This is a genomic window from Nitrincola iocasae (assembly GCF_008727795.1).
Taxonomy (GTDB): Bacteria; Pseudomonadota; Gammaproteobacteria; order Pseudomonadales; family Balneatricaceae; genus Nitrincola; species Nitrincola iocasae.
The window spans coordinates 1208748-1228425 of the sequence record NZ_CP044222.1 but is presented as its reverse complement, the minus strand read 5'-3'; the positions used below and the strand labels follow the sequence as shown (position 1 = coordinate 1228425).

The window sequence follows — 19678 nt, the reverse complement described above, 5'->3', positions numbered from 1 at the left end:
GGTTGTATTGTGATTGAGTTGTCATCTTTATTCGGCGTGGCGCATGAGCGTAATCGGCTTTTCATCTGCGTCCCAGGCATGTAACCAAGCACCTTCATAGTTCAGGTAGATTGATTGACTGACCTCGGGGCGTTGCGATGATTGCAAACGAATCGGTATTTGACCTCCCATCAATCCTGATAACTGATAGTGCTCACCGGTAAAAATAATAGCAGCCTGGTGAAGTTCTACGCCTGAGTGCGGATTCACAGATAAACTTGCGCGAGGCATTAGTAAAGTCACCTCTCCCAGATAACCACCCGATGCATGGAAAGGCAGATTCATAAACAAATCTTTTTCAACATCCAGCCCCTGTTCAGTCAGAGTGCCCTTCAACAACACCCCGGCATCCAGAAATTCAGCCACAGAGGGAGTTGCCGGTGTCCGATATAACACTTCGGCTGAATCAAACTGCTGCAGCCGCCCCTGTTGCAAGATGGCCACTTGATCAGCCATTGCAAATGCCTCATGCTGATCATGGGTAACGAACACAGCAGTTAGGTTTAACTGTTTGATCAATGAACGAATTTCAATCGCCAGACTGTCACGCAACCCCTGGTCCAGGTTGGACAGCGGTTCATCCATCAACAGTAAACGAGGTTTCGCAACAATGGCACGGGCCAAGGCGATCCGCTGCTGCTGACCACCGGACAAGGTATCGGGTGATCGATCTGCTAAGTGTTCTAACCCAACTACCTGCAACGCCCAAGCCACTTTTTCCCGGCGCTCGCTCTTAGCCATGCCTCGCATGCTTAATGGAAAGGCGATATTTTCGGCAACCGTCATATGTGGCCAGAGTGCATAATCCTGAAACACCATGCCCAAACGGCGCTTTTCTGGTACCGCGCTGAAGCGTTCATCTACGACGACATCGCCATCAATTAGAATACGTCCGGCACTGGGCTCCAGAAGCCCGGCGATACAGCGCAGCAACGTAGTTTTGCCACACCCTGAAGGTCCCAGCAAGGCAAGGATTTCACCCTTTTGTAATGAAAAATCGATACTGGATAACGCCGTCATGTCATTAAACACCTTGCTCAGATGTTCTACATGCAGTGCGGGCGTTATCGATGCGGTAATCGATGGGGTCTGGGCACAAGCGTTCATTAGTTTCATCGCAAGGATAATAATGAACGAGTGTTAATAATTTATGACAGTATCATTAAAAAGGGTCAGCACCCTTTAGTGCTTTAGTGATGAGCGGTCTGAGTTGAGAGGTTAACATGGCATCCTTGCCAGCTCCCCCCTCTCACCGAACAATCCGTGTTCAGTCGCCACTTAAGGACCAGAAAAGTGGACTTGTTACCAGACAACCTCTTTACCTGAAGTTTGCAGCCAGTCCTTGGCTTATCTGATGCTTTCAGCTTAATCACTCGTATTATCTATGGATATAGGAATTTTTCCTAAAAATTTAATTTTTTAAGAAAAACATTCTGAAATTGATCTATATCAATACATTGCTGGGGTTTTATTGGGTTTGTCGTAATTATTTGTATTTATTCGCTCGCGGAGCGAGCTCCTACACGGGGGTGGTTTTCTGTGGGCGTCCGGTCTTTGGACGATGGTGTTCGCTCGCGGAGCGAGCTCCTACGGGGTTTTTTTAGGCACAAAAAACCTCCCGAAGGAGGTTTTTTTATTGTAACGGGATGGGCTATTAGAAGCTCAGGCCGTAACCAATAGTCAGAACGCTATCACCAGCTACTGTACCAGCGTCTACATCAGCATCAGAGTATGCAGCGTAAACTTTAGCACGGTTGCTCAGGTTGTGAGTTGCCAGAAGAGCCCACTCATCACCAGAAGCATTGGTTTTAACACCGTTCAGTTCTGCTTCGAAGTCAACATAAGTCAGACCCAGAACAGTTTTACCCATGGTGTATTCAGTACCCAGGCCCCACAGCTGAGTTTCAGCTTTGTTAACTGAATCGTCAACTTCGCTTTCAGCCCAGTTACCAGTAACTGACCAGTTGGAGTTGATTGCGTAATCTAAAGACACACCGATGTAGTCTGCATCAGCTACACCAAGAGAAAGACCCACAGTGCCTTCTTTATCGAAATCCCAGTAACCTACATCAGCAGTGAAACCACCGATTGCATAGTTAAAGCCCAACAGGTAACCGTCTACGTTTTCATCATCACCAGAAGGTGTAGCAACAGTACCATCTTCAATACCACCATCCATTACGATACCGGCATAACCAGTGAATCCGCCCATGTTAGGAGAAACGTAGGCCAATGCGCTCTGCAGGTCATCTGGGTTTAAAAACCAGTTGTCGGTTGAGTAGCTGTCGTAAGCACGGTCAAGAGATTCAACAGCGTCAACTGGGTTGCCCATGGCACCACCCTGTACAACACCGAATCCACCTTTGATACCAACCAGAGCACGGTCAGTAGTCAGTGATGAACCACCGCTACCGATAGCGCCTTCAGCGGCCAGTTCAGTACGGATGTTAAAGAAACCAGTAACACCGTCCATACCCAGATCAACATCACCTTTCAGACCGATGATAGCGTCATCAACCTGGATGTCAGCAGAGGTATCGTTTTTGAAAACGCCGTCAACAGCGACAGCACCGTACAGCGTTGCATCAGCAGATGCGATAGCAGGAACAGTCAGAGCGCTAGCTACAGCCAGAGCGATAAGTGACTTTTTCATTTAGTTTTCCCCTTCAACGTTCAACATACTAGTAGTTGCTTTATTTTTTCAAAGAGCATCGTCAATGATGCAGCCTCAAAAATACTATAAAAGCAGATTATTGCAAACCTGTGAAGCCGAAAAAATAACTTTTTTGCTACGGTCAGCATCTGCCAGATGAAAATTCAGTCTGTTTTTTTGAGCTGTCGCATCTAGTTACTAACCAAATCAACAACTTAAAAGCACTTTCTAAATCCAACACCTTAACTTGTACAATTACAGCATACGGAAACAGTTTTTTGCAAGCTTTTTTAACTAAAAAACAGCAAATTGCCGTAGCCGTATAAATTGTCGCTAGGATAACACAGCGAGATGATTTGACAAGCTTTTCTCTAACTTTCCCCCTGTATACACAGGGGTATCACAATTCTATTGATCTGTGTCAGTATGCATTTGACCCTTGCATCACTGTAACTCGGCAAACCGCTGTTTCAGGCGTTTTTCCGACACAGTCTGCTGCGTTCCCAACTGCTGGGCGAACAGCGATACCCGGTATTCCTCCAGTAACCAGCGATACTCCAGCAGCGCGGGTTGCACAGCATCACGATTTTGCTGCTCTGCCAGTTTATGGCTCCAGGCTTGCCATAGCGCCTGTAACTGCTCTGACAAGAGGCACTGCTGGCGCAGCTCACGCGGATATTTTTCCAGTCGGATCTCTATCGCCTGCAGATAACGGGGATAGTGTTCCAGCCAATTACCTGGAACCTGTGTGAGATAATTCGACATAAACAACTGATTGAGCTGCTGCTTGATATCATTTAATACCGGTACAGCCTGCAGATTAATCTTACCCTGCAAGCGCTTGTTGATAGCATGCAGCGTTGAATGCAGTTTGAACACCCAGTCATCTAGCGCCACGGCCTGATCATATAGACCGGCCTTCACCTGGGGTAACAGCGCCTCAAACTCAGCGCGACAGCGTGGTAGCTGTTCCGAGGCCAGCTCCTGAGCCAATCCAGCGGTACGCATAATGGCGCAGAGCAGCAGTTCATCTTCAAACTGCCTGGCATCAAAGCGTTTGTTAGCCAGCAATACTGACTTGGGCAGATTACGTAACTGTTTACGCGCGTAGCGAACCGGTTCGGAGGACATCAGCATCAGTAGTCGCGCCACCCCACGTGGATTTTGTGCCTCGGCTTCGAAGCGACGACTGACCACCTGCAGATCAACACTGGTGCGCTGATCAATCAGCACAGGATAAGCCTCGACCTGAATACCACCGGCCTGACGCAGCTTGACGCACTCTGGCAGCTCCTGGAAATCCCACTGGGTTAATCCTTTTCGTCCCCAGCTCTGACTAGGTGACGCCTGCTGCAGCGCTTGTTCAGCTTGCTTGGAGAAACGCCGGTTCAGGCTATCCCAGTCGCGCCCGCTGGCCAGCACCTGCCCTTTATCACCCAGTAAACGCAGATTCATGCGATAGTGATCTTCCAGTGACACACTGCGAAACAGATCGGCTTCGACCCGCATGCCGGTCATACGCAGTAAACGTTGCGCCAGTGCTTCGTAGAGATCACCCTCGGCAAAGCTCACGGCTTCACAAAAGGCTTCGACATAGTTAGGCACAGGCACATAGTTTTTACGTATCGCCTTGGGCAGCCCACGCAGTATGGCGGTGCATTTATCCGCCAGCATACCCGGCACCAGCCATTCCAGGCGCGCCAGCGGCAAGGACTTGAGCAGCGGCAAGGGCAATTCCAAAGTGACGCCATCATCCTCGGCACCCGGCTCAAAATGGTAGCTTAAGGGTAATTTCAGCCCCTCATGCAGCAACTGATCCGGATAATCGGCTTGGGTGACATGCGCGGCGGAGCGTTGCAGGATATCGTCTTGCTGCATAAACAACGCCTGGGCATTATCTTTCTCAACCTGTTTACGCCAGTGCTCAAAGCCTTTGCCATTGACGATGCCAGCACCGTTGAGTTCTGCAAAGCGCTGCAGGTAAAAATCAGCCAGGGTATCTTCATCCACCAACAGATCGCGCCGTCTGGATTTAGCTTCCAGGGTTTCGACACTGGCGAGCAAGGCGCGGTTATGCTGAAAGAAAGGCGCCTGAGTTTCATACTCACCCTCAACCAGGGCACTGCGGATAAACAGCTCGTGACTAAGTTTGGGATCTATGGCGCCATAATGCACCTTGCGCTTGGGTACGATAATCAAGCCATACAGGCTAACCTGCTCAGTCGCCACCACCTGAGCGCGTTTTTTCTCCCAATGCGGTTCCATCCAGGTTTTTTTGATCAGGTGTGCGGCCGGGGCTTCGATCCATTCCGGTTCGATTTTAGCCACCTGATGGGCAAAGAGTTTGCTGGTTTCCAGCATCTCAGCAGCCATAATCCATTTGGGATTTTTTTTGAACAGCCCGGACCCGGGAAAGATAAAGAAGCGGCGATTACGCGCGCCTAAATACTCGCCCTTCTCCTGCTTCAAGCCAATCTGACTCAACAGCCCGGCCAGCAGTGATTTATGGATGGCGGCATAATCGGCGGCTTCACGGTTTTCGACCATCTTCAGCTCACGACAGCTCAGATGTAACTGGCGATGCAGATCACGCCATTCGCGCATTCGCACCCAGGAGATAAAATGCTTCTGACACCATTTGCGCAACTGACCCTGACTTAACGCCTGACGCTGTTCTTCATAAAGATTCCAGAGGTTCAGCAGGCTAACGAAATCCGAGTCATCATCAGCATAGGCTTTATGCTTCTCATCCGCCGCCTGCCGTTTTTCCATCGGTCGCTCACGCGGGTCCTGCACACTCAGGGCGCTGGCCATCACCAACACCTCGGTTAGTGCTCCTAATCGATTAGCCTCCACCAGCATGCGTCCGATACGCGGATCGACCGGCAACCGGGCCAGGTCTCGCCCAACCGCGGTGAGCTGACGCTGTTTGGTAACGGCGCCCAGCTCTTCCAGCAACTTAAATCCATCATTAATAAAACGGCTATCCGGTGGATCGACAAACGGAAACCGGCCTATATCGCCCAGTTTAAGTTGCAGCATACTTAGAATGACGGCGGCCAGATTGGTACGGCGAATTTCAGCATCAGTAAAGGCCGGACGGTTAGTAAAATCTTCCTCAGCATAGAGGCGAATACAGGTACCGGCGGCCACCCGTCCACAACGTCCGGCACGTTGATTGGCACTGGCCTGAGACACGGGTTCAATCGGCAGGCGCTGTACTTTGGAGCGGTAGCTGTAGCGGGAAATACGCGCCAGCCCCGGATCGATAACATAACGAATGCCAGGTACTGTCAGCGAGGTTTCTGCCACGTTCGAACTCAGGATTATTTTCTGACCGGTTCCATTTTGACCAGAAAATACTCTGTTTTGCTCTGCTAAAGACAGCCTTCCATAGAGTGGAAGTATCTCAATATTTCGCAAATCAGCCTTACGCAATGTGTCCGCAGTCTCTCGAATCTCGCGCTCACCCGGTAAAAAAATGAGAATGTCGGAAGGACCGCCATCTATTCGCTGCCTGCCATGCTCTAGCAGTTGCTCAGTCGCTTGCAGGATGCCCTGCTGAAGATCCATTTCCTTGTCGTCTTCTTGTTCAAGGTCATGAAGTGGCTGATACAAGATTTCAACCGGAAAGGTTCTGCCTGACACTTCAATGATGGGCGCATTATCGAAATGCTTGGAGAAACGATCTACGTCAATCGTTGCTGAGGTGATGATCAACTTAAGGTCTGGGCGCTTGGGAAGCAGGTTCTTTATATAGCCTAATAGAAAGTCGATATTGAGGCTGCGTTCATGTGCTTCATCAATGATGATAACTTCATACTTTGACATAAAACGGTCATTCTGAGTTTCAGCTAGAAGGATACCGTCTGTCATTACCTTGATCTGTGTATTTTCACTCACTTGATCGTGAAAACGAACCTGAAAACCTACTCTATCGCCTAAACTTGTATCTAACTCTTCAGCAATACGCGAGGCGACAGCTCTGGCAGCTAAGCGTCGTGGCTGTGTGTGACCAATCAATCCAGCACACCCTAAACCCAGCTCTAAACACATTTTGGGGATTTGGGTGGTTTTACCTGAGCCTGTCTCTCCTGCAATCACGACCACCTGATTATCACGAATCGCTGCAAGAATTTCTTCACGCCTTGCGGATACGGGAAGATCTGGGTATGTAATCAGGGATGTCAAAGTGGGGGCACTCCAGTTACGCATCAAAACAGGCACTCAATTCTACCCCAAAGGTGACTTGGCTTGCGATATAGACACTAGCATTTCAGAAAATGCTTTCGTCATTAGCTGGTAAGCCACTTTGGCCTACCAGCGTTGAGACTTATAGAACTCTCTTTACTTCCTCGTAATCACCTGCTGTTCTCAGAATCAGTGTAACATTTTCCGATGTGCGATTACGGAAGAACCAGCCGTGATTTCCAGTAAATGCCGCAGTCAATTCACCTTCATCCTGTTGAACACCTCGACCTTTTTCGTAGCTGATGGAACGACCACCGCCATCACCATGAGTGTCATAGTTAAGCGGCCCTTCAACGCCTTCCCATGAGAAACGAGCTGTACTTCCTTCAGCCATCACTAATTTGATCTCGGTGCCTTGTCCCGGTGTCAGGATAATTTCAACCGTATCACGCCAGACCAATGCTTCTTCTTCAAAGATCACTTCTGACTGAACGTTTTCTGCGGAATATTCCATTACTGAGGGCGTTACTATAGGTTCAGCAACTATCTCTTCAACTGCTACCTCTTCAACTACATTTAACTCGGCATGAGCATCAGCAACGTCAAAACTCGTGGTTTTGCCAGTGTTTTCTTGTGCAAGATAAAGAGCATCGGCTTCAGCTTCGGCAGCTAGTTGCTGTTTAATTTCCCCCATTTCTGTCAAACCAAGCCAGCGACCTACGCCTGTTGGATCAACCGCATATTCAGAGGGCAATATCACCGTAACTAGAATAACTAATGCGGTAATCAGAGCAATGAAGGTAGAACGGATTAGCTGCTGAGTGGTTGGCAGCTCTGCACGTGATGGAATATCGGTGTTATACATAACTTAATACCTTAAAATTAATCGAGTTTAGGCAACAAAAAAGCCCGTGAGCTGATAGCCAATCAGAACAAAGCCTGCACACATCATGACAACGTTAGCAGTGTAGGCATGACGCAGAAAACTGCCCGTCCGTCGCCAAAAACCCATCACGATCAGAATAGCGCTTAATGCTAAAAGTTGGCCTATCTCAACACCGACATTGAATGCCAGTAGATTCGGTAATAGTCCATCTGGAGAGATATCGTATTCAATGATCTTGCTCGACAAGCCAAAGCCATGACAAAAACCAAAAATCAGTGTCGCCATGAGGGTATTTGGCTGCCAACCAAACCAGCGTTGATAGGCTCCTAAATTATCCAGAGCCTTATAGACTACCGAAAGTCCGATGATGGCATCGATAATGTAACTATTGATGCCAATATTGAAATAAACGCCAAGTAGCATGGTTGTCGAATGACCAAATGCAAACACACTGACATAGATGGCAATATGCTGCATGCGATACAGGAAAAATATGACCCCTAGAAGGAACAATATATGGTCATATCCCGTGACCATATGTTTGGCGCCAAGATAGATAAACGATACCAAGTGAACACCGCTTATCTCTTGAATATATCCCTTATCACCTTGCGCGACTGCATGCGCAAAGACCTCTTGGCTTATCCCCATTAATAACAAGCCAATAACAGACACGAACAAAAACAGGCGTCTTTTCACCCTGTTCGACATGCTGGCTGAGCCAGCAGTAGATATGAACATGAAATACCCCAATAAACTCTGGTTAAATTGCATTAAAAATAACTAAACAGAGTTTTTTGGAGGTCGTTCCAGCAGCCAAGGGGTTCGTATCGGTTGAATTTTACCCAAGTCTTTAGTGTTTGGTGACTGAATTTGCGACGGACGCAATGAGACGACATCTTGCCTGTCCGGTGTTTCATGTGAATGACTCGTGGGATCATGTTGAGCATCAGAGTCACTATGATGATGGTCGTGATGGCCTGAGTGATCCTGCAAATCAAGCGTAAAGGAGTGATCTGCAAATCCCATTGAGTTCGCAACTCCCGGAAATGAAATAACTAGCCCCGGCAAGATCAGCAGGATGATCAGCAAGTATGATAATGTTCGCCTAGAGCTATTCATTGTAAATTCAAAAATCCAGTGTTTCTCGTGATTCTGCTAATGTAATAACCCTAGCACTAGCTTAATAGTGTTACACTATATCATTCCCATTGAGGATACACAAAGGTCATCGTGAATATGTGTTGCTATGTTTACTGTTTTAGCTAATCACTCTTATCGACAATTATTTTTAGCCCAAATTGTCGCCTTACTAGGCACGGGCTTGGCAACGGTTGCGCTAAGTTTGCTTGCCTATGATTTGGCTGATAGCCATGCGGGAATGGTCATTGGAACAGCACTGACGATCAAAATGCTCGCCTATGTTTTTATTGCTCCCTTGGCTTCAGCTCTGTTTCGTGCGCTATCCAGAAAAAAGCTACTCGTTACACTGGATCTCATTAGGGCAAGTGTGGCCGTTTTCCTGCCATTTGTCTCAGAGGCTTGGCATGTTTACGTCCTAATATTTATTTTACAGTCAGCGTCTGCCTGCTTCACTCCAATGTTTCAAGCCACCATTCCTGATATTTTGAAAAATGAAGAGCAATATACTCAAGCCCTTTCCCTTTCAAGACTTGCCTATGATCTGGAGAATCTGATCAGTCCAGCTTTAGCCGCACTTATGCTGACCTTAATGGCGTGGCAGGGGCTTTTTACTGGCACGGTGATAGGATTTTTCGCCTCAGCATTGCTAATACTGAGTGTCACCTTTCCCACCATGAAGGCGGCAAATAAAAATCGTTCAGGAATTTATCAAAAAACAACCCGAGGAATACGCTTTTATTTAGCCACTCCACGATTACGAGGCTTGTTAGCCATGAATGTTGCCGTGACCTGTGCTGGTGCCATGGTGATCGTCAACAGCGTGGTGATTGTACAATCAACGTTCGGGCTTTCCGCTCAAGATACCGCGCTCGCGTTTACCTTTTTTGGAGGAGGGTCGATGTGTGCAGCATTGACCATGCCTCGTTTGCTAAAGCGTATGCAGGATCGCACTCTGATGCTGGGGGCAACGCTATTGTTAATACTCTGTCTGTTTAGCGCATCACGTATCAGCCATATCATTGAACTCTGGACGATTTGGTTTTTACTTGGTGCAGGCTATGCATGGATACAGACCCCTTCGGGGCGCTTGTTGACACGTTCGTCCCATGAAGAGGATCGGCCTGATCTATTTGCAGCACAATTTTCGTTGTCTCATGCCTGCTGGCTGTTTGCTTATCCACTCGCAGGCTGGTTAGGGGTTAAACTGGGCATTAGTCTTACCTTTATTGTATTTGGCATGGTGGCATTATTGGCCTACTTATTAGCGCTCAAACTCTGGCCCGCTGAAGATCCAGAGGTTGTTGAGCATTACCACGCTAACCTTCCAGAACATCATCCCCATATTGCTCATTCCAAGCGCTTACATTCTCATCCGTTCGTGATTGACGATTTGCATGAAAAATGGCCTCGGTAAAGCAACTGAGGATATTATTTTTTGCTTAATGATGTGACTTGACCATTCGTTTCATAATTGGATTTTTCAACACAACATGATGAAAAGGAACCGCCAGAACATGCATTGCAATCAATGCTAATAGAACAACCTTGAGAATATTGTGAACCTGCGCCGCAAACACTACATCACCAAACCAAGCTGCTAAGCCTGAAAACGACATCATGATAAGCATGACATAGAAAGCCCAGTGAACAATATGACTGATGGCTTTTAATATGGCAGGTTCATTCTCAGGTGTAGCAGGTACGCCACGTTTCACCCGCACAATCACTCTCCAGATAACCAGAAGCAGAATTAAGCTCCCTCCGGCGACATGAGCCATCACAAGGGGATCAAAGGCAAAGTTATTACCTGCACGAATGGTATCCCATGCAGTCGCAATGGAATTTTTGAACAGGTATTGTCCAGCAATCAGTAATGCAATAATCCAATGAAGTGTTATTTGCACTCTAGAGTAACCCTCTGGACGCTGCTTTATGGAAGTCATCGATAAAACTCCTATTATTTAGAATGACTCGTTAGCCCTATCGAAACGGGTCATTCACATCAATCTTGTCATTAATTTATTTATCAGACTCATGCCATCTTTGCATACGAGTTTTCATTTGTGCCGGAAAGGTCATTTCGTCCATACTAATCAGACCATCACCGTCAGCATCTAACATTGCAAAAGGTCGTTCAGAGATATGTGCTGTCATCTCTGAAAACAACGCACTAAATTCATCTGCGGATAAGCTATTGCTATTATCGGCGTCAAATTTATCATGCAGTGAAACCAAGCCTGCTTCCAGCTCAGCTGCTGACACCTCACCATTTTCGTCGGCATCAAAGGATTGATAGATAGGGTTATCCGATAGCTGATTCATGGCTCTCATACCCATCGGGCCATGATTGCCACGATTCATACGCATAAAATGACCTTGATTATCCTGCAAACAACTATCATCAGACCCATGCATCATCTTTGCCATATGTTGGGGACCCCAGCCAGAAGCAATGACTGGTAACGTTAATGCACTCATCACAAGGATTGTCGCTGCACTAATACTCAATACTGTTGAACGTTTCATTGTGTCACCTCTTTTGTTCGTGTTTTGATGAGCACATAATGGATGCGTATTGTCACAACAGTTTGTCAAATACACTGAGTTTTGTATCAGTTTGTATCAACACCATGAATAGATCTAAAACTGTCTAAAATCATTTCATTACGTGTTAAATTAATGTATTCATAACTTATGAATGAACAGACCCAACCCATAGCACATATTCTTATCGTTGATGACCATCGAGAAATAAGGGATGCCATCTCACGGTACCTTGAGAAAAACGGCTTAGATGTAACAGCCGTCAAGGACACCGTGGAAATGGATCTATTTTTACAGCACCATCAATGTGATCTGATCATATTGGATGTCATGATGCCCGGTGAAGATGGGCTTTCTGCCGCTCGCCGATTATCATCGTCAAATAGCCCTCCAATTTTGATGCTCAGTGCGCTTGATGAGGATACTGATAAAATTGTGGGGTTAGAGGTCGGGGCTGACGATTATCTCATCAAACCCTTTAATCCACGTGAGTTATTGGCAAGGATTAAAGCCATTCTGAGACGAGCTGAGCGACAGGATGCACAAACAAATACTAGCATTGGCTCAACACTGTTCTTTTCAGGCTGGACCTTGAACAAGGATACCCGTGAATTGAGTCATGAAGACGGTCGAGAAAACACATTGACTACCGCCGAATTCAACCTGTTGTCTGCCTTTTTAGAAAGACCACGTTTTGTTCTGTCCCGTGATCAACTACTGACTATTACCAGTGGACGCGCTGCAGAAGTCTTTGATCGCACCATCGATAATCAGGTAAGTAGGCTACGTCGCAAAATTGAGATAGACCCTTCTCACCCTCAAATCATCGTTACAGTCAGAGCCGGCGGTTATAGTTTTGTTTCACACGTTAGAGAGATCCATTAATGCGCCTGCTTCCGAGTAATCTCCTTGGGCAGCTGGCCGTGCTTATCATTGTCACCTTTATTATCGGGCAAGTGATCAATATTGCTTTGTTTGCCGATGAACGCGGCGCTTCCATTCGTGCCGCTCAACAGACGGAGGTAATCAAACGCGCAAAGGCTGTTGCTAATGCCTTAGACATCTCACCCGTGGAAAGTCATGACAATATTCTTGCTGCGGTTAACTCTGACGGAATTGTATTTAGTTTAGACGCATCGCCGTTAGTGATGCATCATCCGTCACCTTTAAATCTATCTGAAAATATTCGTATCGACGAAATCACCATTTCGCCACATGACGGTCAATTAGTTGTCCCTCCCCCAACACTCGCATGGATTCACGACAGGATGCGTGTGGCTGGCATAGCTCCTGTAGAATTTAGAATCTCCATCGCTGTCAAGGAGAGCCAATGGCTGAATGGTGCAGCCCGTTTTCAAACCCCAAAATTACAAACCCCACCCGTTATTATTGGGGCAACATTGCTATCCTTGACTCTACTCATGTTGGCACTTTGGCTAGGCATAAGACGCATTACCAAACCTTTAACAGAATTAGCTAACGCAGCTGATCAGTTTAACCTTGACGGTGTCATTCCTGATATGCCAACTCATGGCCCCAATGAGGTTAAACGCTTAACTGAAACACTATCTAACATGCACCAGCGGTTGAATAAAATGATGAGCGATAGAATGCGTATGTTAGCCGCGTTAGGTCATGACTTAAGATCTCCCATCACGGCTTTAAGACTTCGAGCAGAGTTAGTTGATGATGACGAAAACCGAGAAAGGATCATTTCAACACTAGATGAAATGCAAGAGATGGTTGAATCTACAATCGCATACGCGCGAGGAATTGCTACCGACCAACCTATGGAGGAAACAAACCTAGTTCAACTTCTTAAAGAACTGGCCGATGAAGTCTCGGAAGCAGGCCCGAAAATTGAAGTGCTAACGGATACCACCATAATTTTTCCCTTAAGACGAAATCCACTGCGGCGTGCGTTTAGGAATTTATTCGAAAATGCGCAGCGTTACGGACAAGGTGCATCAGTAACCGTCAGACACAATGATCAGAGCGTAGAAATTGCAATTGAGGATTCAGGACCCGGTATTCCAGAGGAAGATCTTCTTAGAGTTTTTGACCCTTTTACACGGTTGGAGGCATCGCGTTCACGTGAGACGGGTGGTATTGGATTAGGGTTGCCAATAGCACTCGGTATTATTCGCGCTCATCATGGCGATATAATGTTAGAAAACAAAGAAGACGGTGGGCTTTTAGTAAACGTATACCTTCGGACTAAAACTCACTAAGCAATTGATATTTAAAAAAGTAACCTAGGGACAATTTTTGGTCTTTTTGATCCCCCAACATTGGTCGCCAGCACAATACGCCGCCCCGCCCCACGTTGCTCATGAAACACCCGATTCTGCTCCGCCAGTGACAGGCGTGCATACAGCGGAATGATCTCTGTATCTCTAAGCTCGGCTTTGCGCAGGGTATCCGCCGTTTCACGAATTTCACGCTCACCCGGCAGAAACACCAGAATATCGCCCGGCCCCTGGCTGCGCTTGCTGCGATCTATAGCGATCAGCTCATCCACAGCCTGGAGTATCCCCTGCTGCAGATCCTGGGCTTTTTCATCCTCGACTTCCATTTCATGCAGGGGGCGGTAGAGAATATCCACCGGGAAGGTGCGTCCGGAGACTTCGATGATCGGTGCCTGATCAAAATGCTCTGAAAAACGCGCCAGATCGATAGTCGCCGAGGTAATGATCAGTTTCAGATCCGGGCGCTTGGGCAGGATATTTTTCAGGTAGCCGAGCAGAAAATCGATATTGAGACTGCGCTCGTGGGCTTCATCGATGATGATGACGTCATACTTTGCCATAAACCGGTCTTTCTGCGTCTCGGCCAGAAGGATACCGTCGGTCATTACTTTGATTTGTGTCTTGTCACTGACCTGATCGTGAAAACGAACCTGAAAGCCCACCCTTTCACCCAAGGGAGTATTTAGCTCCTCTGCCAGACGAGATGCCACCGCGCGGGCAGCCAAACGTCGTGGCTGGGTGTGGCCGATCAAACCGGTACAACCCAGCCCAAGTTCCAGGCACATTTTTGGAATCTGGGTGGTTTTACCTGAACCTGTCTCCCCTGCAATCACCACCACCTGATTATCACGAATGGCGGCCAGAATTTCATCTCGTCGTGCTGATACGGGAAGATCAGGATATGTAATCGGGGATGTCAAAGCGGGTGTACTCCATAACGCATCAAAACGGAGGTGCAATTCTACCGCAAGGGGGGTGTGGCTTGCGATATAAGGGGAAAAACAGTCACCCGTTTCTATTTATCATTTTTGAGCATACGAATTTGGCCAGCAGAATTCAAAGCGATGCGGTTACGCCCGGCATTTTTAGCTGCATAAAGCGCCTTATCAGCTGAGATCATAAGATCCTCGCCATGACGCATGGTGTCTTCTCGCATCGCCATGCCAATACTCATGGTTATGCAGATGGTCTCACCACCAGCATCGATCTTGGCGTTTTCCAATTGTTTACGCAGTCGCTCTGCTGCGACCAGCGCATCTCGTGTAGGCAGATGAGGGCTGATTAATAAAAACTCTTCACCACCGATACGAGCGATAGTGTCTTCGCGACGAATATTTGTTTTCAGGATGATGGCCACCGCACGCAGCACTTCATCACCCACGTCATGCCCGTAATTATCATTGATATTTTTGAAGTGATCGATATCCAGGATCAGCAGTGAACAAGGTGTCTGTGATCTAATACTTCCACTCCAGGCCTGATCTAGCGCTTCCATTGCGGCGCGACGGTTGGGTAGCTCTGTCAACTGATCGGTCAAAGCCAGTAACTGCTGCTGCCGATGAGACAGGGAAAGCTCTTTGGCAATACGGCGCAGCTCTGTTCGGTCATTGCGCCAGCGTTCATAGCGTTTAAGCATCCGCATGGCCGGCTTTAATCGGGCTTTAAGGTGCGTTACCCGGATGTCATTGGTAATCACATCGTCAGCACCAGCAAGGTAGGCTTTGGCTTCGAGTTCAGCGTCAGTTTTAGCTAGCATAAAAAAGACATAGCTGGCGTCAAACTCCTTGGCACCTCGCAGCATATCTATAAACTGAGTATTCTTCTGGGATACGAAAAAAACGTTTGCTTGCCTATTCATTGCTAGCTGCATCGCTGCTGTAGCCTTCTCGCAATGCAGGGCTGGAAAACCTAACTGGGTCAGCTTTCCCGACAATAAATCAAATATTTCAGCATCTGCGACAATGGCAGCGGACAGTGTTTCAACACTGGAGGTTACTGGTTCATTCGGTGACAGGAATGAGTCGGCTACGTCAAAGTCCAGATCTGTATAATTTTGCGCCTCATCTGTCGACAAGTTAAATATCTCAGACCATTCACGCCAATCATCCAGTGCTTGATTAAAAATGATATCAATCCGGCCTTCCTGCAGCTTCAATTGAGCGCATATCACCTTGATTGTAGAGGCCTTTACAGTAAGGTTTCCATCATCACGAATAGCCACTTCGGAAAGATGATAAGCCAAATGAAGTAGCGTCATTATTTTATGAGGCCGTGACTCCTGTTCAAACCCTGATTGGGTTGGATTTTCGTGGTATCGGGCGGGTTCAGCCAGTGCACGCGGTACACAGAAATCTACCATCATTGCCTCGGACAGCTCGTTGTGGTCGATTCCAAAGGTCTCTTTTTCCTGGACGATAAGATCGGGCCTGGGGGTAGATAGAATATTGGAGTAAGCTTCAGGGTAGACTGATGCCAATCCCAGTACACCAATTCGAGCAAGCAGTCCGCAGGCAAATATATCATCCGGTGGAGCTACCTGAGTCGCTTTGGCAAGGCCTCGTGAGAGTACGGCCATAAGCAGGCATCGAGTCCAGTATTTCTGGTGATTGAACGCAGGACAGTTAATTACGCTTTCATTGCCGATTAATGAAAATGCTACCGCAAGCTGGCCTACCGTCTGTATACCAACGCGAACGATCGCTTCCGGCACTGACGCCACTGGACGACGGCCAGTGGCCGCGGAGTTTGCTAGCTTAAGTATACGGCCAGTTAGCGAAGGGTCCATTTGGACCAACCTGGCTATTTGTTGCACTGTCGTGTTTTCGTTTTCCCATGCTTCCATAATGGCCAGCGCGACACCGTCGGGCGTTGGCAGCAATTCGGCGGATGACTCCAGCAGCATCTGAGCACAGGAGGCTTCCGGCCCGCTCGATTGAGTCTGAGAGGTTACATTTTTAATAGATTTCTTACTTATCATACATATAACTTCCAGAATCGCACCGGATTTTATGAAGGCAATTCGGTTTAAATGAGGCCATCATGGTATAACCAGTTTGTTGCAACTAGTAGTTTGCCTCAGCTTTCGCAGCAGGTATATAGCCAAACTTACCTACGACTTTGGAGTACCCAGGAGCAAACCAGCCTATTACTGAGGTCTGGGGAGTGATACAAAACACCCTGTCAAATATTTGTAACAAAAAAGCGCTAGGTTAAGTCAAATTTCTAGAGGAATCGCGATGTCTGACTCACTATACCTGGATACCCCCGCTCAACAACGGCAGATCCGCAGTTCCCAATTTCATAAAAAAACTGTCGCACCACCTGCAGGCTATATACGCTCAGACTATGGTATTTTGTTGCGCCAGAATCGGCTTGATGCCACGTTCCACTTCTGCACAAAAGGTTCCTATGACCGCCTTCTGGCAGACTATTTACAGCACCAATACCAATCTTTTGTATTTGTTGATATTGGCGCCAATCAAGGGCTTTATTCTATTCTTGCAGGGCTCAATGCAAACTGCCAGAAGGCGATTGCTTTTGAGCCTGTGGCGCGCACATTTGCGTTATTAAAGTCCAACATCGCCATTAATGGTATTGGGGATTTTGTCCAGCCCATCCAGGCCGCAGTCTCCCTGACTAGCGGAGAGGCGAAGATCACCAAAAAACTGGGGCATAGTGGTGCCGCATCCTTGCGCCAGCTACCTGGATGGTTTCAGCCAGCGCGCTGGTTTGGCATAACCGAAACCATCTCAATGCTCGGACCTGAAGCACTGCAAGCGTTGGTCCCCACAGAAGCCGACCTGATCATCAAAGTGGATGTGGAAGGTCATGAAAGAACGGTTTTTGATGCCTTAATTACCAGTAACATCCTCGACAAAGCAAAAGCGGTATTTTATGAGGTGAACCCTCGATGGAGCGAGGGAAAAGCCCTTGAAGCTTTACTGCGGCAGCAGGGCTTCAGTGATTTTACCCGTACATCCAGCAAACCCAGTCATGATGTACTGGCAACGCGCTGAAGCGTTACCGGTACAGCAAAAGGCGGAGTTAGCCAGGCTACAGATTGGGTTGTTCAAGATAGGTGGTATCATCCATACCCATGCGCAGCTCACGGATAGTTTGCTTTTTGTCCGCTGCACTCAGGTCTGAAGCCGCCACCTGACGGTTTAACGATTCCAGCAACTTTTCCGGATTGAAGTTCACATACTGCAGCACCTTGGCAACGGTATCGCCGCGCTGCATGTGGCTCACCTCAACGCTACCGGTTTGATTAAACTCAACATTGGCAGCATCTGTATCGCCAAACAGATTATGCAGGTCTCCGAGAATTTCCTGATAGGCGCCGACCAAAAAGAACCCCAGCAGCGAGTTGGCCACTTCCATGGGTGGGTAAGGCAGTGTGGTTTCCAGCCCTTCACCATCGACATACTGATCAATACGGCCATCGGAATCACAGGTAATGTCACGAATCACACCGCGCCGCGAGGGGTATTTATCCAGGTCACGCAGTGGCAGTATGGGGAAAATCTGGTTGATTCCCCAGACATCCGGCAGCGACTGAAACAAAGAGAAATTGGCAAAGAGTTTATCCGCCATCTGCTCGTTGAGCTCATCCAGAATCGCACTGTGGTGGCGCTTGGCCGGATTCAGGCGCTGCATCAGATAAAGTGCCGTAGCACGCATCATCTGTTCACCCGACGCCCGATCAACCAGACTCAGATCACCGTGAGTAAAGGCATGGTTCAAATCCTGATTATGAGTCACCAGGTCATGATAGACCTCGCTGAGGCTGCGTTCACGCCCCAAGGCGTCCTGATAGTTTTGCCAGATGCGCTGCAGCAGCAGATGATCCAACGCTTCAGGCTCTGCCAGACTGTGCACTTCCTGACGCTCTATACCTATCACGTTGGTTACCAGCACGGCATGATGGGCTGTCACCGCCCTTCCCGACTCACTGATCAGGTGCGGCTGTGGCAGATCATGCTCCAGCGCGACCTCTTTAAACGCCTGCACCACGCGCTTGGCATACTCGTCCAGGGTGTAGTTCATCGAACAGATACTGCGCGACGCCGTACCTTCATAGTCGATTCCCAGTCCACCACCCACATCAGCCACTTCGACCGGCATACCCATTAGGCGTAACTGGGCATAGAAACAAGCGGCCTCCCGCAACCCCACCTGAATATCCTGAATATTGGCTATCTGACTACCCAGATGAAAATGCAGCAACTGGAAGGCCTGAACCTGGTCATGACTGCGGAGTATCTCGATGGTTTTCAGAATTTCACTGGCGGAAAGCCCGAACTTGGATTTCAACCCACCACTGTCCTGCCAGTTGCCCTTACCGACGGTGGACAAACGTGCTCGGACACCGATGCGCGGCTGCACCTTCAACTCGGCCGCAACCCGCAACACGTCATTCAGCTCACTGGATTTCTCCAGCACGATATACACCTTGTGCCCCAGACGCTCACCGGTCAGGGCCAGGCGAATATAGTCTTCATCTTTATAGCCGTTACAGATAACCGTAGATTTACCCGGTTCGGACATCGCCAGTACAGCCAGAAGCTCGGGTTTACTGCCAGCTTCCAGTCCGGTATTTCCCGCCAGCACCTGACGCTGCCCAGCGACGATGGCCTCGACCACCTCACGCTGCTGATTGACCTTGATCGGATAAACACTGATGAAACGTCCCTGATACTCCTCGTTTTCAATGGCGCGGGCAAAACTATCCACGAGGCTCGCGACCCTGTGATGCAGTATATGCGGAAACCGGATCAGTACCGGCAATTCCAACCCGCGCGCCTGAATCATCTGCAGAATATCGGCAAAGCTTACTTCTGCCCCGGAAAGGGTGTCACGAACCGTCACATCACCCTGCTCGGAAATGCCAAAATAGCCGGCTCCCCAGCGGGAAACATTATATAAAGCCAGGCTATCTGAGGCGTTCCAATCGGCCATCTATGTTCTCACTTG

Annotated in this window: 13 protein-coding genes and 1 pseudogene; 4 read left to right on the top strand and 10 right to left on the bottom strand. The window is 48.1% G+C overall.

The annotated features are described in order from the left end of the window. Positions 1 to 27 precede the first annotated feature (27 nt). From F5I99_RS05640 to F5I99_RS05620, 5 genes are all read right to left on the bottom strand, one after another. Entirely contained in the window at positions 28 to 1146 is a 1119-nt protein-coding gene (locus F5I99_RS05640) for an ABC transporter ATP-binding protein (RefSeq protein WP_151054052.1), read from the bottom strand. A 547-nt stretch (positions 1147 to 1693) separates the two neighbouring features. Further along, entirely contained in the window at positions 1694 to 2692 is a 999-nt protein-coding gene (locus tag F5I99_RS05635; RefSeq protein ID WP_151054051.1) for a porin, read from the bottom strand. 444 nt (positions 2693 to 3136) lie between these two features. Next, positions 3137 to 6883: an ATP-dependent RNA helicase HrpA gene (gene hrpA / locus F5I99_RS05630; protein ID WP_225307570.1), complete on the bottom strand. Its 3747-nt coding sequence runs from the start codon at positions 6881 to 6883 to the stop codon at positions 3137 to 3139. Between the two features lie 142 nt (positions 6884 to 7025). Further along, entirely contained in the window at positions 7026 to 7748 is a 723-nt protein-coding gene (locus F5I99_RS05625) for a transmembrane anchor protein (RefSeq protein ID WP_151054049.1), read from the bottom strand. 27 nt (positions 7749 to 7775) lie between these two features. Next, positions 7776 to 8480 carry a HupE/UreJ family protein gene (locus tag F5I99_RS05620; protein ID WP_225307637.1) on the bottom strand — a complete coding sequence of 235 codons (705 nt, stop codon included), beginning with the start codon at positions 8478 to 8480 and terminating at the stop codon, positions 7776 to 7778. A 538-nt stretch (positions 8481 to 9018) separates the two neighbouring features. Between F5I99_RS05620 and F5I99_RS05615 the strand changes: the two genes are divergently transcribed. After that, positions 9019 to 10326 (top strand): MFS transporter, encoded by a 1308-nt coding sequence (locus F5I99_RS05615; RefSeq protein WP_151054047.1) that lies wholly within the window; start codon positions 9019 to 9021, stop codon positions 10324 to 10326. A gap of 25 nt (positions 10327 to 10351) precedes the next feature. Here the strand turns inward: F5I99_RS05615 and F5I99_RS05610 are convergent, their stop codons facing one another. Further along, entirely contained in the window at positions 10352 to 10855 is a 504-nt protein-coding gene (locus F5I99_RS05610; RefSeq protein WP_151054046.1) for a cytochrome b, read from the bottom strand. A 76-nt stretch (positions 10856 to 10931) separates the two neighbouring features. Further along, positions 10932 to 11438, bottom strand: a complete 507-nt coding sequence (locus tag F5I99_RS05605) for an EF-hand domain-containing protein (protein ID WP_151054045.1) — start codon at positions 11436 to 11438, stop codon at positions 10932 to 10934. Positions 11439 to 11606: 168 nt separating this feature from the next. Here F5I99_RS05605 and F5I99_RS05600 point away from each other — a divergent pair, with 168 nt between their 5' ends. Both F5I99_RS05600 and F5I99_RS05595 read left to right on the top strand, forming a co-directional pair. After that, complete coding sequence (locus F5I99_RS05600; protein ID WP_151054044.1) at positions 11607 to 12341, top strand: response regulator; 735 nt, start codon at positions 11607 to 11609, stop codon at positions 12339 to 12341. After that, on the top strand, positions 12341 to 13687 hold the full coding sequence (locus F5I99_RS05595) for an ATP-binding protein (RefSeq protein WP_151054043.1): 1347 nt from the start codon (positions 12341 to 12343) through the stop codon (positions 13685 to 13687). The genes F5I99_RS05600 and F5I99_RS05595 overlap by 1 nt, the downstream gene beginning before the upstream one ends. A 56-nt stretch (positions 13688 to 13743) precedes the next feature. On the opposite strand, the pseudogene F5I99_RS05590 reads toward F5I99_RS05595, so the two are convergent. After that, positions 13744 to 14613, bottom strand: a pseudogene (locus F5I99_RS05590) (DEAD/DEAH box helicase); the annotation flags it as partial. Between the two features lie 107 nt (positions 14614 to 14720). Beyond that, the gene (locus F5I99_RS05585; RefSeq protein WP_151054042.1) at positions 14721 to 16682 is read right to left on the bottom strand and encodes a sensor domain-containing diguanylate cyclase; all 1962 of its coding nucleotides are present in this window, start codon (positions 16680 to 16682) and stop codon (positions 14721 to 14723) included. Between the two features lie 259 nt (positions 16683 to 16941). On the opposite strand from F5I99_RS05585, the gene F5I99_RS05580 reads away from it, so the two are divergent. Continuing rightward, a complete protein-coding gene (locus F5I99_RS05580) occupies positions 16942 to 17721 on the top strand; it encodes an FkbM family methyltransferase (protein WP_151054041.1) in 780 nt (259 codons plus the stop codon). Positions 17722 to 17758: 37 nt separating this feature from the next. Here F5I99_RS05580 and speA read toward each other — a convergent pair whose 3' ends face one another. Continuing rightward, positions 17759 to 19663: a biosynthetic arginine decarboxylase gene (gene speA / locus F5I99_RS05575; RefSeq protein ID WP_151054040.1), complete on the bottom strand. Its 1905-nt coding sequence runs from the start codon at positions 19661 to 19663 to the stop codon at positions 17759 to 17761. Positions 19664 to 19678: the final 15 nt, after the last annotated feature.

Excerpts from the sequence above, each read along its gene's own strand:
- F5I99_RS05640 (WP_151054052.1), bottom strand. The coding sequence starts at position 1,146 with ATGAACGCTTGTGCCCAGACCCCATCGATTACCGCATCGATAACGCCC.
- F5I99_RS05635 (WP_151054051.1), bottom strand. The coding sequence starts at position 2,692 with ATGAAAAAGTCACTTATCGCTCTGGCTGTAGCTAGCGCTCTGACTGTT.
- F5I99_RS05625 (WP_151054049.1), bottom strand. The coding sequence starts at position 7,748 with ATGTATAACACCGATATTCCATCACGTGCAGAGCTGCCAACCACTCAG.
- F5I99_RS05620 (WP_225307637.1), bottom strand. The coding sequence starts at position 8,480 with ATGTCGAACAGGGTGAAAAGACGCCTGTTTTTGTTCGTGTCTGTTATT.
- F5I99_RS05615 (WP_151054047.1), top strand. The coding sequence starts at position 9,019 with ATGTTTACTGTTTTAGCTAATCACTCTTATCGACAATTATTTTTAGCC.
- F5I99_RS05610 (WP_151054046.1), bottom strand. The coding sequence starts at position 10,855 with ATGACTTCCATAAAGCAGCGTCCAGAGGGTTACTCTAGAGTGCAAATA.
- F5I99_RS05605 (WP_151054045.1), bottom strand. The coding sequence starts at position 11,438 with ATGAAACGTTCAACAGTATTGAGTATTAGTGCAGCGACAATCCTTGTG.
- F5I99_RS05600 (WP_151054044.1), top strand. The coding sequence starts at position 11,607 with ATGAATGAACAGACCCAACCCATAGCACATATTCTTATCGTTGATGAC.
- F5I99_RS05595 (WP_151054043.1), top strand. The coding sequence starts at position 12,341 with ATGCGCCTGCTTCCGAGTAATCTCCTTGGGCAGCTGGCCGTGCTTATC.
- F5I99_RS05585 (WP_151054042.1), bottom strand. The coding sequence starts at position 16,682 with ATGATAAGTAAGAAATCTATTAAAAATGTAACCTCTCAGACTCAATCG.
- F5I99_RS05580 (WP_151054041.1), top strand. The coding sequence starts at position 16,942 with ATGTCTGACTCACTATACCTGGATACCCCCGCTCAACAACGGCAGATC.
- speA (WP_151054040.1), bottom strand. The coding sequence starts at position 19,663 with ATGGCCGATTGGAACGCCTCAGATAGCCTGGCTTTATATAATGTTTCC.